14 protein-coding genes and 7 tRNA genes are annotated in these 13,395 nt (G+C 73.1%); 11 read left to right on the forward strand and 10 right to left on the reverse strand.

The window, feature by feature from the left end; genetic code table 11:
- Positions 1–96: 96 nt before the first annotated feature.
- On the reverse strand, positions 97–1,401 hold the full coding sequence (locus ACQPZG_RS28235) for a protein kinase domain-containing protein (protein ID WP_433548518.1): 1,305 nt from the start codon (positions 1,399–1,401) through the stop codon (positions 97–99).
- 661 nt (positions 1,402–2,062) lie between these two features.
- Here ACQPZG_RS28235 and ACQPZG_RS28240 point away from each other — a divergent pair.
- Positions 2,063–2,284 (forward strand): hypothetical protein, encoded by a 222-nt coding sequence (locus ACQPZG_RS28240; RefSeq protein WP_433548519.1) that lies wholly within the window; start codon positions 2,063–2,065, stop codon positions 2,282–2,284.
- 281 nt (positions 2,285–2,565) lie between these two features.
- On the opposite strand, the gene ACQPZG_RS28245 is transcribed toward ACQPZG_RS28240, so the two are convergent.
- The 5 genes from ACQPZG_RS28245 to ACQPZG_RS28265 form a co-directional block, all read right to left on the reverse strand.
- Positions 2,566–2,637: transfer RNA gene (locus ACQPZG_RS28245), tRNA-Val, on the reverse strand.
- 39 nt (positions 2,638–2,676) lie between these two features.
- Positions 2,677–2,748 (reverse strand) — tRNA-Val (locus ACQPZG_RS28250).
- A 41-nt stretch (positions 2,749–2,789) separates the two neighbouring features.
- Positions 2,790–2,861 (reverse strand) — tRNA-Val (locus ACQPZG_RS28255).
- A 1-nt stretch (position 2,862) separates the two neighbouring features.
- Positions 2,863–2,936: transfer RNA gene (locus ACQPZG_RS28260), tRNA-Cys, on the reverse strand.
- Positions 2,937–2,979: 43 nt separating this feature from the next.
- Positions 2,980–3,052 (reverse strand) — tRNA-Gly (locus ACQPZG_RS28265).
- A 156-nt stretch (positions 3,053–3,208) separates the two neighbouring features.
- Here ACQPZG_RS28265 and ACQPZG_RS28270 point away from each other — a divergent pair.
- The 3 genes from ACQPZG_RS28270 (at position 3,209) to ACQPZG_RS28280 (ending at position 5,999) form a co-directional block, all read left to right on the forward strand.
- Entirely contained in the window at positions 3,209–4,267 is a 1,059-nt protein-coding gene (locus ACQPZG_RS28270; RefSeq protein WP_433548520.1) for a chorismate-binding protein, read from the forward strand.
- A complete protein-coding gene (locus ACQPZG_RS28275) occupies positions 4,264–5,085 on the forward strand; it encodes an aminotransferase class IV (RefSeq protein WP_433548521.1) in 822 nt (273 codons plus the stop codon). Before ACQPZG_RS28270 ends, ACQPZG_RS28275 begins: the two co-directional genes overlap by 4 nt.
- A 74-nt stretch (positions 5,086–5,159) precedes the next feature.
- Positions 5,160–5,999: a GNAT family N-acetyltransferase gene (locus ACQPZG_RS28280; protein ID WP_433548522.1), complete on the forward strand. Its 840-nt coding sequence runs from the start codon at positions 5,160–5,162 to the stop codon at positions 5,997–5,999.
- 19 nt (positions 6,000–6,018) lie between these two features.
- Here ACQPZG_RS28280 and ACQPZG_RS28285 read toward each other — a convergent pair whose 3' ends face one another.
- On the reverse strand, positions 6,019–6,534 hold the full coding sequence (locus tag ACQPZG_RS28285; protein ID WP_433548523.1) for a DsbA family protein: 516 nt from the start codon (positions 6,532–6,534) through the stop codon (positions 6,019–6,021).
- A 160-nt stretch (positions 6,535–6,694) separates the two neighbouring features.
- Between ACQPZG_RS28285 and ACQPZG_RS28290 the strand changes: the two genes are divergently transcribed.
- A complete protein-coding gene (locus ACQPZG_RS28290; protein WP_433549583.1) occupies positions 6,695–7,159 on the forward strand; it encodes a hypothetical protein in 465 nt (154 codons plus the stop codon).
- Positions 7,160–7,307: 148 nt separating this feature from the next.
- On the forward strand, positions 7,308–7,466 hold the full coding sequence (locus tag ACQPZG_RS28295; RefSeq protein WP_433548524.1) for a hypothetical protein: 159 nt from the start codon (positions 7,308–7,310) through the stop codon (positions 7,464–7,466).
- Between the two features lie 63 nt (positions 7,467–7,529).
- On the opposite strand, the gene ACQPZG_RS28300 is transcribed toward ACQPZG_RS28295, so the two are convergent.
- Positions 7,530–8,087, reverse strand: coding sequence for a CGNR zinc finger domain-containing protein (locus tag ACQPZG_RS28300; RefSeq protein WP_433548525.1), 558 nt, complete (start codon positions 8,085–8,087; stop codon positions 7,530–7,532).
- Positions 8,088–8,339: 252 nt separating this feature from the next.
- Positions 8,340–8,753, reverse strand: coding sequence for an SsgA family sporulation/cell division regulator (locus ACQPZG_RS28305; RefSeq protein WP_003987206.1), 414 nt, complete (start codon positions 8,751–8,753; stop codon positions 8,340–8,342).
- 190 nt (positions 8,754–8,943) lie between these two features.
- Between ACQPZG_RS28305 and ACQPZG_RS28310 the strand changes: the two genes are divergently transcribed.
- Together ACQPZG_RS28310 and ACQPZG_RS28315 are read left to right on the forward strand one after the other, a co-directional pair.
- Positions 8,944–9,396: a TIGR02611 family protein gene (locus tag ACQPZG_RS28310; protein ID WP_433548526.1), complete on the forward strand. Its 453-nt coding sequence runs from the start codon at positions 8,944–8,946 to the stop codon at positions 9,394–9,396.
- Positions 9,397–9,476: 80 nt separating this feature from the next.
- Positions 9,477–9,548 (forward strand) — tRNA-Val (locus ACQPZG_RS28315).
- 81 nt (positions 9,549–9,629) lie between these two features.
- On the opposite strand, the gene ACQPZG_RS28320 is transcribed toward ACQPZG_RS28315, so the two are convergent.
- Positions 9,630–12,323: an SCO7613 C-terminal domain-containing membrane protein gene (locus ACQPZG_RS28320; protein ID WP_433548527.1), complete on the reverse strand. Its 2,694-nt coding sequence runs from the start codon at positions 12,321–12,323 to the stop codon at positions 9,630–9,632.
- A gap of 104 nt (positions 12,324–12,427) precedes the next feature.
- On the opposite strand from ACQPZG_RS28320, the gene ACQPZG_RS28325 reads away from it, so the two are divergent.
- The 3 genes from ACQPZG_RS28325 (at position 12,428) to ACQPZG_RS28335 (ending at position 13,394) form a co-directional block, all read left to right on the forward strand.
- The gene (locus tag ACQPZG_RS28325) at positions 12,428–12,889 is read left to right on the forward strand and encodes an SRPBCC family protein (protein WP_433548528.1); all 462 of its coding nucleotides are present in this window, start codon (positions 12,428–12,430) and stop codon (positions 12,887–12,889) included.
- A 52-nt stretch (positions 12,890–12,941) separates the two neighbouring features.
- Positions 12,942–13,013, forward strand: a tRNA-Val gene (locus tag ACQPZG_RS28330).
- A gap of 192 nt (positions 13,014–13,205) precedes the next feature.
- Positions 13,206–13,394 carry a hypothetical protein gene (locus ACQPZG_RS28335; RefSeq protein ID WP_433548529.1) on the forward strand — a complete coding sequence of 63 codons (189 nt, stop codon included), beginning with the start codon at positions 13,206–13,208 and terminating at the stop codon, positions 13,392–13,394.
- Position 13,395 lies beyond the last annotated feature (1 nt).

Consider the following 13,395-nt stretch of genomic DNA (forward strand, 5'->3'; position numbering starts at 1 on the left):
GACTGCCACGCCCGCCTCACCCCCCCCGGCACCCACGAAGGCGCGCGGGCACCTGCTTCACTCCGGTGCCCGCGCGTCCTCCTACGTGCCGCCGGGTCAAAGCCCCGGCTGCCGCACCTTCTCCACCGCCGGTGCCGCGACGCCGGGCGAGGTGCCGTTCCCCAGCCCCCGGGACGGCCCCTGACACCCCTGTGCCGCGGCGATCCCCAGGGCGACCAGCAGCGTCACCACCACGAACACCACCAGCCGCTGCCGCAGCAACCGGGGGTTCGCCGGCCGCAGCCTGCCCCCCGAGGTCGGGCGTGCCCCCGGCCGGGTGCCCTTGCGGGCGGCCGACGAGCGCGTGGTGCTGCGGGCCCCGGAAGGCGTCCCGCCGCGGGCGGACGACGCTCCGGTACGGGAGGGGCCGCCGCGCGACGCCTGCGGAGCGGGACCCCGCGCCTCGTGCGAGGACGCGTGCCCCTCCGCCCGCTGTTCGCCGGGACGCCGGGGCTGGGTGGAGCGCTGGGTGCGCTGGTCGGCGTACCCCTCGCTCTCCGAGCCCCGTTGGGCGGGCGGACGCTTGTCGGAACCGCCTCCCTGCGCCTCGCGTGCCGCGATCTCCTTGAGCCGCATCGACAGCTGGAGTGTGCTGGGACGTTCCTCCTGGTCCTTGGCGAGGCAGGCCCGCACGAGCGGAGCCAGGGCGTCCGGCACCCCGCCCAGCAGCGGTTCCTCGTGCACGACCCGGTACAGCATGACCTCGGAGCTGCCCTGCCCGAACGGTGAGTCGGCGGTCGCCGCGTACGCCAGTGTCGCTCCGAGCGCGAAGACGTCCGTCGCCGGGGTGACGGTCGCACCCCGGACCTGCTCGGGAGCCAGGAATCCCGGGGAGCCGACCGCTGTGCCCACGTGGGTCAGCGTGCTCGCCCCGGTCGCCCACGCGATCCCGAAGTCGATGATCCGCGGGCCCTTGGGGGAGAGGAGGATGTTCGACGGCTTGAGGTCCCGGTGGACCACGCCCGCCTCGTGGACCGCCACCAGTCCCTCCGCGAGCGCGGCGCCGATCGAGGCGACCTCCGCCGCGATCAGCGGCCCCTCCTCGGCCACCCGGTCGTGGAGCGAGGGGCCGGGCACGTACTGCGTCGCGAACCACGGCCGCTCCGCCTCCAGGTCGGCGGCCACCAGCCGTGCCGTGCAACCGCCCCTGATCCGCCGCGCCGCCGACACCTCGCGCGCGAAGCGCGACCTGAACTCCTGATCCTCCGCCAGGTCCGGCCGGATCACCTTGAGCGCGACCCGCTGGCCCCGCCGGTCGGAGCCCAGGTACACGACACCCATGCCGCCCGCGCCCAGCCGCCGGTGAATCCTGAACGAGCCGACGACACGCGGGTCCTCGCGCCGGAGCCGCATCATCGCCATGTCCGTCCCCTACCTCCGGTGGGGCCTCCCCCACCCCACTGCTGACCGGTCCGTTCGACGTGGCCCAGCTTACGTACCCGTGGCGCGGTGTGCTCACAGGCCACACCCGCTCGGAGCGACGCGTTGTCGCCGCCGGGCGGGAAACGTGAAGGACGGTCAGGGAGCGGCCGCTCCGGCCACCCTGACGCCCGTTCATTCTCAACGGGGTGCGGCGGGAGGGTATTTGGATCACACAAGGCCGATCGCGTCGAGGGGGAGCAGGACGCCCGAAGGGTCGCCCGGACGGACGCAGGGGTGGCCGGCAGAGCCGGCCGGAGGACCGGGAGGGCGGTACGCGGAGGGGTGGCCGAAGTGAGTGAAGTCACCCCGACCCGCACCCGAACGGCCTCGAACGGCGCACCGCGGGGGAGTGCCCCCGGGACCTCGCCCCAGCCACCCACCGTGCGACCCCTCCGGGAAGTCCCTCAGCCCTCCACCCGCCTCTCCACCCAGGGGAGTACACCATCACCCGGTTGGTCATCCTCGGGGAGGCCGGGCAATAGGTACGAGGGCATGACGACCGGGCGCCCACCCGCCCCTAATCTTGAAATCAAGCGGTGGGTGCAGCACTCGTCCCCCGAGGTCAGACACCCACCGCTTACCGGACGACAGGAGAGGGACCATGGCGGACACGGCATCGAGGACGATGATCCGCACGCACGCGATCCGTATCCACGGGCGCCGTGCGCTCGCGGTGTTCGGCGGACGCAACTCCGGGCCGCGCCACCCGCTGGTGGCGACGGCCATGGTCCTCCCCCTGGCGGCCCTGCTCCTCTTCCTCTTCGGAGGGTGGGAAGCGGTGGTCACGCAAGCGTCGTCCGTGGGCATGGTGCTGGGGCGCTGAGCGGCGCCGCCGGCCCGGAAGAGCGGTCCGGACCGGAACAACACCAGGCCCCTCAGCCCCGTGGGGACGGGGGTGCGGCGGACGGCTGAGTTTGCCCGGACAGCTGGGGAGCTGTCCGGGCAAACGTGCGTCCGGAGCCCGCCCACGTCCAGGGATCCGCGCACGGCGGGGGTTTGTGCGCGCACGGCGGCGCAGGCGCCCACGCGCAAGGCTCATGGAGGCGAACCGGCGCGCACACGACGAAGCCCCCGGCCGAGAACGGCCGGGGGCTTCAAATGCGGTGCGCGATACTGGGATTGAACCAGTGACCTCTTCCGTGTCAGGGAAGCGCTCTCCCGCTGAGCTAATCGCGCGGGACGGTCCACGCGGACCGGATCGTGCGTCGTACTGCGTGCGCGATACTGGGATTGAACCAGTGACCTCTTCCGTGTCAGGGAAGCGCTCTCCCGCTGAGCTAATCGCGCGGGTCGATCCATACGGACCGGATCTGTTCAGTTGTTCTGCGTGCGCGATACTGGGATTGAACCAGTGACCTCTTCCGTGTCAGGGAAGCGCTCTCCCGCTGAGCTAATCGCGCTTGGAGGTGGAGACGGGATTTGAACCCGTGTAGACGGCTTTGCAGGCCGTTGCCTCGCCTCTCGGCCACTCCACCAGGAGTGTGCAGCAAGGGTACCGGGAAGATTCCCCCACTATCGAGCGGACGACGAGATTCGAACTCGCGACATCCACCTTGGCAAGGTGGTGCTCTACCAGCTGAGCTACGTCCGCTTGTCTGCTCCGCTCCACTTGCGTGTCCCGGCGACGTGTTGAACTCTAGCGGATTCCTGGTCCAGTACAAAAACGCGTTTGTGCAGCGTGCTGCGCTGTCCCCGGCACCCACGCCTGCCCAGGTGGCGGCGCTGTCCCCGCCATAGACTCGACGGTGTGTCCGACCTCCCCTCCCTGGCCCGCTTCGGCGGCCTGCTCGCCACCGATCTGCGCGACGTGACCAGCGATCCCGCGGCCCTCGACTCCGCCGGCTTCTGGGCCGTCGCCGCCGACTTCGAGGGCCGCCTCGTCTGCGCCCGCTTCGGCGACGTCCGCAGGCAGCCGGTTCCCTCCCCCGTCCCCGGCGCCTGGCGGGGGCCCGCCGCCGGCGACTGGACGTCCTCGCTGGACCGCGCCGCGTACACGGCAGGGGTGCGCCGCATCCGTGAGCACATCGCGAGGGGCGAGGTCTACCAGGCCAACCTCTGCCGGGTGCTGAGCGCTCCGGTGGACCGGGCCGCCGACGTCGACGCCCTCACCGCGCTCCTGGCCCGCGGCAATCCCGCCCCGTACGCAGGAACGATTCGGCTGCCCGCGCACGGCGTGGAGACAGCCACCGCCTCCCCCGAGCTGTACCTGCGCCGCGCGGGACGCACCGTCGAGTCGGGGCCCATCAAGGGCACCGGCAGGACGGCCGGGGACCTCCTGGACAAGGACCACGCCGAGAACGTGATGATCGTCGACCTGGTCCGTAACGACCTCGGTCGTGTCGCCGTCACCGGTTCCGTGACCGTCCCCAAGCTGTGCGCCGTCGAGCAGCACCCCGGCCTCGTCCACCTCGTCTCCACCGTGCGCGCCGAACTGGCCCCCGGCGCCGGCTGGGCCGACCTCCTCGCGGCCACCTTCCCGCCCGGCTCCGTCACCGGTGCCCCGAAGTCGAGCGCACTGAAGATCATCGAAGCGCTGGAGACCTCCCCCCGCGGCCCCTACTGCGGCGGTATCGGCTGGGTGGACGCCGACCGGGGTACCGCGGAGCTGGCAGTCGGCATCCGCACGTTCTGGATCGACCGCACCGCGGCGGGCGGCCCCGTCCTGCGCTTCGGCACCGGAGCGGGCATCACCTGGGGCTCCGATCCCGAGCGGGAATGGGCCGAGACCGAACTGAAGGCGTCCCGGCTGCTCGCGGTAGCGTCGGGCGCGTACGAAGCGACAGTGAGAGAGAGGGCCGTGCCATGAAGCTCTGGGTCAACGGGGAACTGCTCGACGCCGACGCGGCCCGGGTCTCCGTCCTCGACCACGGGATGACCGTCGGCGACGGCGTCTTCGAGACGATGAAGGCCGTGCACGGGCGCGCCTTCGCCCTCACCCGTCACCTCGACCGGCTCACCGCCTCGGCCCGCGGCCTCGGCCTCCCGGCGCCCGACCTCGACGAGGTGCGCCGCGCCTGCGCCGCCGTCCTCGACGCCAACCCGATGCCGATGGGCCGCCTGCGCGTCACCTACACCGGCGGCGTCTCGCCGCTCGGCTCGGACCGCGGCGACGCCGCACCCACCCTGGTCGTCGGGCTCGGCGAGGCCACCCGCCGCCCCGACTCCACCGCCGTCGTCACCGTCCCCTGGACGCGCAACGAGCGCGGCGCCCTCACCGGACTGAAGACCACCTCGTACGCCGAGAACGTGGTGGCGCTCGCCCGCGCACGCGAACACGGCGCCACCGAGGCCCTGTTCGCGAACACCGTCGGGCAGCTCTGCGAGGGCACCGGCACCAACGTCTTCGTCGTCCTCGACGGAGAACTCCTCACCCCGCCCGTCGCCTCCGGCTGCCTGGCCGGGATCACCCGGGCGCTCACCGTCGAGTGGACCGGCGCCCGGGAACGGGACCTGCCGCTGGACGTGCTGGAGCGGGCCGACGAGGTCTTCCTGACCTCCACCCTGCGCGACGTGCAGGCGGTCCACCGGGTGGACGGGCGCGACCTGCCCGCCGTGCCGGGACCCGTCACGGCGAAGGCCATGCGCGTCTTCGACGAGCGTTCCGGGGACGACCTGGACCCGTAGGACCTGCCCCGCGGTACCCCTCGCGGCCCGCGCGCATGATGACGGGAGGGTCCGGGGCGGGTACAACTCCCTTGATGACAACGACTCTGCGGCCGACCGCGCCGCTCCGGACCAGCGCCGACGGCGCGCGCTCACGCACGTACGAAGTGTGCGTGAACAGCCGTCCCGTCGGCACCGCCGAGATCGACACCCTGTCCGGCTTCGGGAACCGGGCCGGCCGGATCCGCTCGCTGCGGATCGACGAGGCGGACCGCCGCCGGGGTCGCGGCACGGTCGCCGCCCTCGCCGCCGAAGAGGTGCTGCGCGGCTGGGGCTGCGACCACGTCACCGTCTCCGTCCCGGCGGACGCCGAACCCGCGCTGCGGATGGTGACCGCCCTGGGGTACGTCGAACGCAGCCGCAACATGGCCAAGGACCTGCCGACGGAGCCGCCCGCCCTCCCCGCGCACGTCTCGGCCCGCCCCATGACGCCACAGGAGTACGACACCTGGCGACGCCGTTCCGCCGAGACGTACGCCCAGAGCTGGATCGACCGGGGCGCGACGCCCGAGCAGGCACGGGCCAAGGCCGCGGCGAGCCACCGCACGTTCCTGCCCGAGGGCCTCGCCACCCCGCACACCTGGATCAACCACCTCGTCCACGACGGAGAACCGGTCGGCTTCCTGTGGGTCGGCCGGCACGAGGTCGAACCCGGCGAGCCGGCCGCCTTCGTGTACGACGTCGAGGTCGCCGAGGGACAGCGCGGCAGGGGATACGGGCGCGCCCTGATGGCGTTCGCCGAACGCGTCGCCCTGCGGGCCGGCGAGAGACGGATCGCCCTGCACGTCTTCACCGGGAACACCCCGGCGCTGCGGCTGTACGAGTCGCTGGGCTACCGCACCACGCACCTCAACAGCTACAAGCAACTGCTCTAGCGGTGCGTTCGCCCGTGGCTCAGCCCTGTGCGGCGAGCAGGCGGTCGGCGATCTCCTCGATGCGCGCCCGCAGGCCGCTCTGGTCCTTGCTGCCGTCGAGGAGCTGCCCGCCGATCCCGTACGTCGGCGTGCCCGTCACCTTGATCGCCTTGCCCTCCGCCTGGTCGGCGTCCACGATCAGCAGGTGCCGTCCGTCGATCAGGGCGGTGTCGAACTCCTCGGCGTCCATGCCGAGTTCACGCGCCACGTCCAGCAGCAGCGGCTGTCCGCGCTCGCCCAGTTCCGCCGTACGGCCGAGCACGGCCTCCACGTACGCCCAGCCGTCGCCCTGCTGGAACGCCTCCTCGGCGGCCTGTGCGGCGTCGTACGCGTGGCGGTGCTTCTCCAGCGGGAAGTGCCGCAGCCGCACGTCCAGCCTCTCGCCGTAGCGGGCCCGCAGCGCGGCGAGGTCGCTGAGGGCGGTGTGGCAGTCGGGGCACTGGAGCTCGCACCAGACGTCCAGGACGACGGGGGAGGCGGGGGAGGGGTTGCTCATGGGGCCAGTCTCCCAGTCGTACGCGCGCGGCCCCAACCGGGACCTGGGGAGGATCCGCACCCCGGAGTTCTCCCTGAGACGGGGGCCGGGGATGGCCGGGCCGGGGGTGGGGGGTGCAGGATGGGAGGGAACCGCACTTCCCACCGCTGGAGGACCGATGCTGCTGGTAGAGACCGTCTGCTCCGCGGTGTCCGCGGCCGGCCTGGGCATCGCCGCCATCACCGCGTACCGCAAACGCTTCCTCACCGCGACGCGTTTGGCCGCCTACTCGCTGGTCCCGGTCGGCCTGGTGATGATCGGGGCGGTGGGCTGGCTCTCCGACATCGTCTTCAAGCCGATGGTCTGGGCGGGCTTCGGAGTGCTCGGGCTCGCCTGGCTGCTGTTCGTGACGACCCGGGCCGTGGAACGGCGTACCGGCGGCACCCGCAAGGAACGCAGGGCCGCGAAGGCCGCCCGGCGCGAGGCCGTCGCCCCGGGAGCCTCGGCCCCCTCGCTCGGCCGCGGACGCACCGCGGCGGAGCCCGCCGCGGCGTCGGCCCCCGCCGCGTCCGCGCAGCCGAAGAAGGCGCAGCCCGACGAGGACTTCAGCGACATCGAGGCCATCCTGAAAAAGCACGGCATCTGAAGCACCGCGTTCCGCCGTCCGTACCCCGAAAGCCTGGGGACTCGGACAGCGGAACGATTGTGCATTTGCACGGAATCCGGCGAACTGCGCCCGACAGTGGGCGTGTTGGTCATTCCGTACCACCGGACTGGGTCATCATCAGCCGGAGATGCTGCAGACCTCCTCGGACGAAGCCCCGGCGCCCGCCCCTGCCGAAGAAGCGCGCGGGTGCCTCTTCGCGCTTTCCCAGCCGCCCCTGATGATCTTCCTCGGGCTGATCGGCACGCTGCTCATGATGGGAGCGATCCATGACCTGTACCTGGACTGACGCGGCCCGGGGCGACAGGGCCCGGATCCCGGTGGTCCCCGCCGGTGCGACCCGGCCGGGCGCTCAGCCGGAGGCTTCCTTGCGCCGGGCCCGGTACGCCGCCACGTGCAGCCGGTTCCCGCAGGTACGGCTGTCGCAGTAGCGGCGCGAACGGTTCCGGGACAGGTCGACGAACGCGTGCCGGCAGTCCGGCGCCTCGCAGCGCCGCAGCCGCTCCTGCTCGCCCGAGGTCACGATGAACGCCAGCGCCATCCCGCAGTCCGCCGCCAGGTGGTCCGCCATGGAGGCGCCGGGAGCGAAGTAGTGCACGTGCCAGTCGAAGCCGTCGTGGTTGGTGAGGCGGGGCGTGGTCCCCGCGGCGGCCACCAGCCGGTTGATCAGTTCGGCCGCGGCCTGGGCGTCCGGGGCCGCGAACACGTCCGCGAAGCGCGCCCGTACGGCCCGTACGGCCCGCAGATCGGCCTCGCCGAGCGTGCCCACGTCGCTCACGTCGTGGATCCGTGCGAAGGCGCTCAGCGCTTCCACGTCCGCGAGACGGTCGTGGGGCTCGCTCTCCGGTGCCGTGTTCACCAGATCGACGACGACATCGAGGGCTTTCCGGGTGTCGTGGGGGATCAGCACGCTTCGCTCCCTGGCCTGCTGCGGGCCGGTGCCCGCGCTGCTGGCCGACTCTAGCCCGTGGTGGTCACGGGACTTCGGACAGCGTCCGTCCCGCGTCGGCACGCCCGGCCGCGGAACGCGCAACGGCGCCGTCGCCGCGGTGGATTCCGCGACGACGGCGCCGTTGACCGGCTTATGAAGTTGTCCCTATGGGGGTGTCCGTCCCGCGCCGTCGCCCCGAGTCGGACGGCGATGAACGACTCTCGTCCTGGCTCAGTTCTCGGCCAGGATGTGAGAGAGCTCCGTGTCGAGGTCGAAGTGCCGGTGTTCAGTGCCGGGTGGCACTGCGGCATCCGTCCTCTTCAGGAACGACTCAAGCGCCCGCGCCGGGGCTTCGAGCAGGGCCTCGCCCTCCGGTGAGCTCAGGGCGATGCAGACAACGCCCTGACCGTGGCTCCGGGACGGCCAGACTCGGACGTCGCCGGTTCCGGTGGGCCGGTGCAGGCCCTCGGCGAGGAGATCGCGGGCGAATACCCACTCGACCGTTTCCTCGGCTCCGGTGTGGAAGGTGGCATGCACGGCATAGGGATCGGCCGTGTCGTACCGCAGGCCCGCGGGTACAGGCAGTGATGACTCGCTCGACACAACGAGGCGCAGGTGCAGCTCGCAGCTGACCGTGGTGTTCATAAGCGCCAGGGCCTTTCGCTCAGTGTGCGCTCGGGGATTCGCACGTCGGCGAATTCGACATGCCACCTACAGTGCCGTTGTAAACCCTTATGAGTGTTTTGAGTCTCTTGATGTCGCTCGTACGGCCGAGTCCGGGGTTGACCCTTACGGCTATTCCGGTGAAGGGCCGCGCTCGGGTAAGTTGGCGCCCATGAACGCGGAGAGTGACGGACGGGACGAGGTGGTCGCCACGGCGACGGCCGACCCCGCCACGGGGGGCGCAGACGACGAGCGAGAGCTCGGATCGCGGGCGCCGCAGTACATCCAGGCACGCAGGACGCTCCACCTCAGCTGGCAGGTCGGCGTCTTCGTCGTCGGCCTCGCGGTCGTGATCACGGGCGTCATCATGCTGCCGCTGCCGGGACCCGGCTGGGTCGTGATCTTCGGCGGCATGGCGATCTGGGCGACCGAGTTCGTGTGGGCGCAGCTGGTGCTGCGCTGGACGAAGCGGAAGCTCACCGAGGCCGCGCAGCGGGCACTCGACCCCAAGGTGCGGCGGCGGAATCTCGTCCTGACCACGATCGGGGTGGTGATCGTCGTCGTCCTGCTCGGGATCTACCTCTGGAAGTTCGGCCTGGTGATGCCGTGGAAGATCACCGAGTGAGAGCCGGGCGATGACCTCACGGCGACCGGAAAAGTGGTCGGGGGCACGCGCTGACATGCGGTAATGTTCTGCCTGTGCCCGGGCGATTAGCTCAGTGGGAGAGCACTTCGTTCACACCGAAGGGGTCACTGGTTCGAACCCAGTATCGCCCACCCGGGATCAGAGGCCCGAGAGACTGCGACAGTCTCTCGGGCCTCTGGCGTCCCCGGGGTCCGAGGTGACGACGGGCGTCGTCACCCGAGGCGGGTCAACCGCTCGCGCAGCCTGCGGGCGTCGTGCAGCCGCCGCTCGTACGTCGCCCCCACGGCGAGCAGGAGCAGCCCGGCCAGCGCCGGGGGCAGCCAGCGCGGCAGCACGCCGACCACTTGCACGACGTACGGGGCCAGCTCGTGCAGCGCCACCAGGGCCAGGACCGCGGAGCCGAGCAGCAGCGGCGCGCCGAGCCGGTACCGGGCGCCCAGCAGCGTGATTCCGAGCGAGGCGCAGCCCAGCAGGAGCGGTCGCGGCCAGTACGGGTCCGCCCAGACGGCGACCAGGCTCGGCAGGAGCGTCACGGCCAGCCCCGCTCCGTACGCCGTCCAGGACGACGTCCCGGGTGCGCTGCGCCGGCGCAGGTGGCCGGCGGCGAGCGCCAGGACGGTCACGGGCAGCGTGTACGCCTCCGGCTCCGCGACCTGCCAGACCGCCAGCCGCACCCAGGCGGCCAGCAGGAACAGCACCGCGGCTGCCCAGCCCGCGCTCCGCCGGTCGGGCCGCGCGGCAATACCGGCGACGATCGCCCCGCACAGGCCGAGGACCGTGGCCAGGGCCGGGAGGTCTCCCACCACGAGGCCGACGGCGAGCAGCGCGGACCCGGCGGCGGCGATCTCGGCGGGGACGACCGCGGAACCCGTCAGCCGCGGGACGAAGGCCGCGAGGAGGGCGACGGCGACGGGAACCGTGAGGACCAGGGCGGCCGCTTGCAGCGGCGTCGCGTTCAGGACCGCGGCGGACGCACACGCGAGACCGGTGGCGCAGCCGACGGCGGCGACCGAGCCCACCGCCCGCAGCACCGGAGCCGGGCCGCGGGCGCCGAGCAGGCCGAAGACGGCCAGCAGCGCGCCGAGGACCGCGAAGGTGGTGCTCCGGGAGGCGAGCGCGAGGCACGACGCCGCGCCCGCGGCGACCAGCCCGGCGGCGAGCGCGGAGTGCGCCGGGGCGGTTCCTGGACCGGTGGACGGCGAGCCCGTCGCCGGGACGGCCGGTGAGCCCGCGGACGCCGGCGCCGTCGGGGCCGCGGACGGGAAGAGGCGGGCTGCCAGGAGCAGGGCGGCGGCGGCCGTGGCGACGTGGAGGGCCAGTGCGGCGACGTACGGGAGGTGCAGGGCCGCCGGGGCCAGGAGGAGGGCGGCGGCGCCCGTCAGGACCGCACCGGCGGCCGCGGCGGGGTGCGGCGACCGGCGGTGGACGACGGCGAGTGCCGAGGCGACGGCGAGCAGGACCAGCGGAGCCGTCGACATCGCGTGCCCGAACACCTCCGAACCGCCGCCGACCGTCTCGCGGACCGTCGCGGGCAGGCCGCGCCACGGAGCGGCGGCGTGCGACAGCGGGCCCGCCAGCACCGTCAGCGCCAGCGCGGGCAGCGTCGTCAGGACCGCGCCGCCGCCGACGGCCGAGGCCGCCCCGCGCAGGCCGTGCCGGACGGCACGGGGAAGGCGCGCACCGGGGGCGGACGCCGACACCAGCACCCCCAGCGCGCACAGGAGGTACGCGGGGACCGTCCACGCGACGGGCAGCGCCGGGCGTACCGCTCCGGCCGTCGCGGCGACGAATGCCAGTCCCGCCACCGCGGCGGTCGCGCGCTGCGGACGGCGCAGGGAGACCGCCAGCGCGAGCGCGGCGCCCGCCAGGAGGACTCCGGAGGGCCGGAGGGCCTCGGCGGTGGTCGACGCGGCCAGGGAGAACGCGAGGGCGGCCAGGAGGGAGAGGCCGCCCGTGGCCCAGGCGCAGAACGCGGCGAGGACACCGAGCGGGGCGAGCGGACGGCCGGACCCGGCGGCACGGGGCGCGTGCGGCCCGGCGTCCCGCACCGCGGCGCCGGGCAGCGGCGGCGTACCGGATCCGGGCGTGCCGGAGGGCGATCCGGAACGGGTGGAAGCGCCTGCGGGAACCGCGGGAGCGGAAGTGCCCGCGGCACAGGCGCTGCCCGCGGAGGCGGCGCGGCGGGTGCCCGACGCGGACCCGGCGTCGGCGGTGGCGGCCGGGGGGCGCAGGAGCCGGACGGCCACGGCGGCGTCCAGGGCGGCGGTGGCCAGCAGCGCCCAGACGAAGGGGAGTGCGGTCACGGAGTGGGTGGCGGCCCAGAGGGGGAGGGGAAGCTGGGCGGAGAGGAGGGCCGCCGGAAGCGGACCGCGCAGGCGCGGCAGGAGGAGACCGTACGCGGCCCAGAGCGCGGCGAGGGCGGCTGCGGCGAGCGCCGTGTACGCCGTGCCGTCGACGTCGGTGAAGGCGACCTCGTGCAGCGCGTAGGCGTCCAGGACGGTCAGGAGCAGGCCCACCACGCCGACCGCCTCGGCGGTGGCGGTCAGGCCGCGCCGCACGAGGAGAACGGGGGCCGCCAGCGCGCCGAGCGTCACCGCGGCCAGGGCCGCCGCCCGGCCCGCGATGCCCAACTGGCCCCAGCCGACCAGCGTGAAGGCCAGGGCCGCGACCGCGAGCAGGATCCCGCCGAGCGTCAGCAGCACGTTCTGCGCACCGGGGGCGGACGAGGCGCGAGGAGCCGGGGCCGGCTGCCACGAGGGCTGCGGCGGGGTGGCGCGCGGGCTCAGGACGTTCAGCAGCCAGGCCCGGCGGAGCAGCAACTGGTGCCTGCGCGCGTCGAGTCGGGCCAGCTCGCCGTCGATGACGAGCAGTTCCTCGGCCGGGGCGAGTGGGGGAGTGTCGCTCATGGGAGGCAGTCTGCGGGCGGAGGGCGGGGCCCGGGATGGGCGTGCGTACTCAAAGCCGTACTCAGGTGGGGATGAGTACCGCCGTGTACAGGCAGACTTGGCCCATGGACTGGTGCCACTACCGCTTCCGCAGCATCTGGGAACTCCCCGCCCCGCCCTCCGCCGTGTACGGAACGCTCGAACGCGCCGAGGACTATCCGCGCTGGTGGCCGCAGGTGCGCGAGGTGACCCCCGAGGACGGGCGGAGCGGAACCGCGCGCTTCCGGTCGTTCCTCCCGTACGACCTGGTGGTCGACGTGAGCGAGCGACGGCGCGACCCGGACGCCGGAGTCCTGGAGATCGGCATGACCGGGGACCTGGACGGCTGGATGCGCTGGACGGTCCGGCCGCACGGCACGGCCGGCGCCCGGGTGTTCTACGAGCAGGTGGTGGACGTGCGCAAGCCGCTGCTGCGGTACTTGGCGGTCCCCGGAAGGCCGGTCTTCCGCGCCAACCACGCATGGATGATGCGGTCCGGCCGGCGCGGACTGGCCGCCGCGCTCGCGGGTGCGGCCCCCGCGGCGTGACACCGCGGTTTGAACCGCACGCGAGAAGCCCTGTATGGTTCAACCCGTTCCCGGGCGATTAGCTCAGTGGGAGAGCACTTCGTTCACACCGAAGGGGTCACTGGTTCGAACCCAGTATCGCCCACCCAGGGAAAGGCCGGTCCGTCATCGACGGACCGGCCTTTTCGTGCCCGGAACGCGCGCACGGCGGTGCCGCCCGGTGTACCTGGCACCACCTTCGTCCGGGTGCGGGGTCCCTCGTCCCGGACGCGGGAACTTCCTGGCCTGGTCGGTGTACGGACATCCGTACGCGACGCGAGCGAGGGGAACCGTCCTGATGGACACCATGATCAAAGCGATGCTGTGGATGCTGCTGGCCGTCGCCGTGGCCGCCAACGTCTTCCTCGGGCTCGGGACGGTGGCGGACGGCGCCCTGCGGATCGTGCTCAGTGCGCTGACCGGAGCCGTCGCCCTGGCGGCGGTGACCGGTCTGGTGGTCGTGCGGCGGGCGGCCAGGACCTCCTGAG

Origin of the sequence: Streptomyces sp. CA-294286, assembly GCF_050947155.1 — a bacterium.
In the GTDB taxonomy this organism is placed as follows: domain Bacteria; phylum Actinomycetota; class Actinomycetes; order Streptomycetales; family Streptomycetaceae; genus Streptomyces.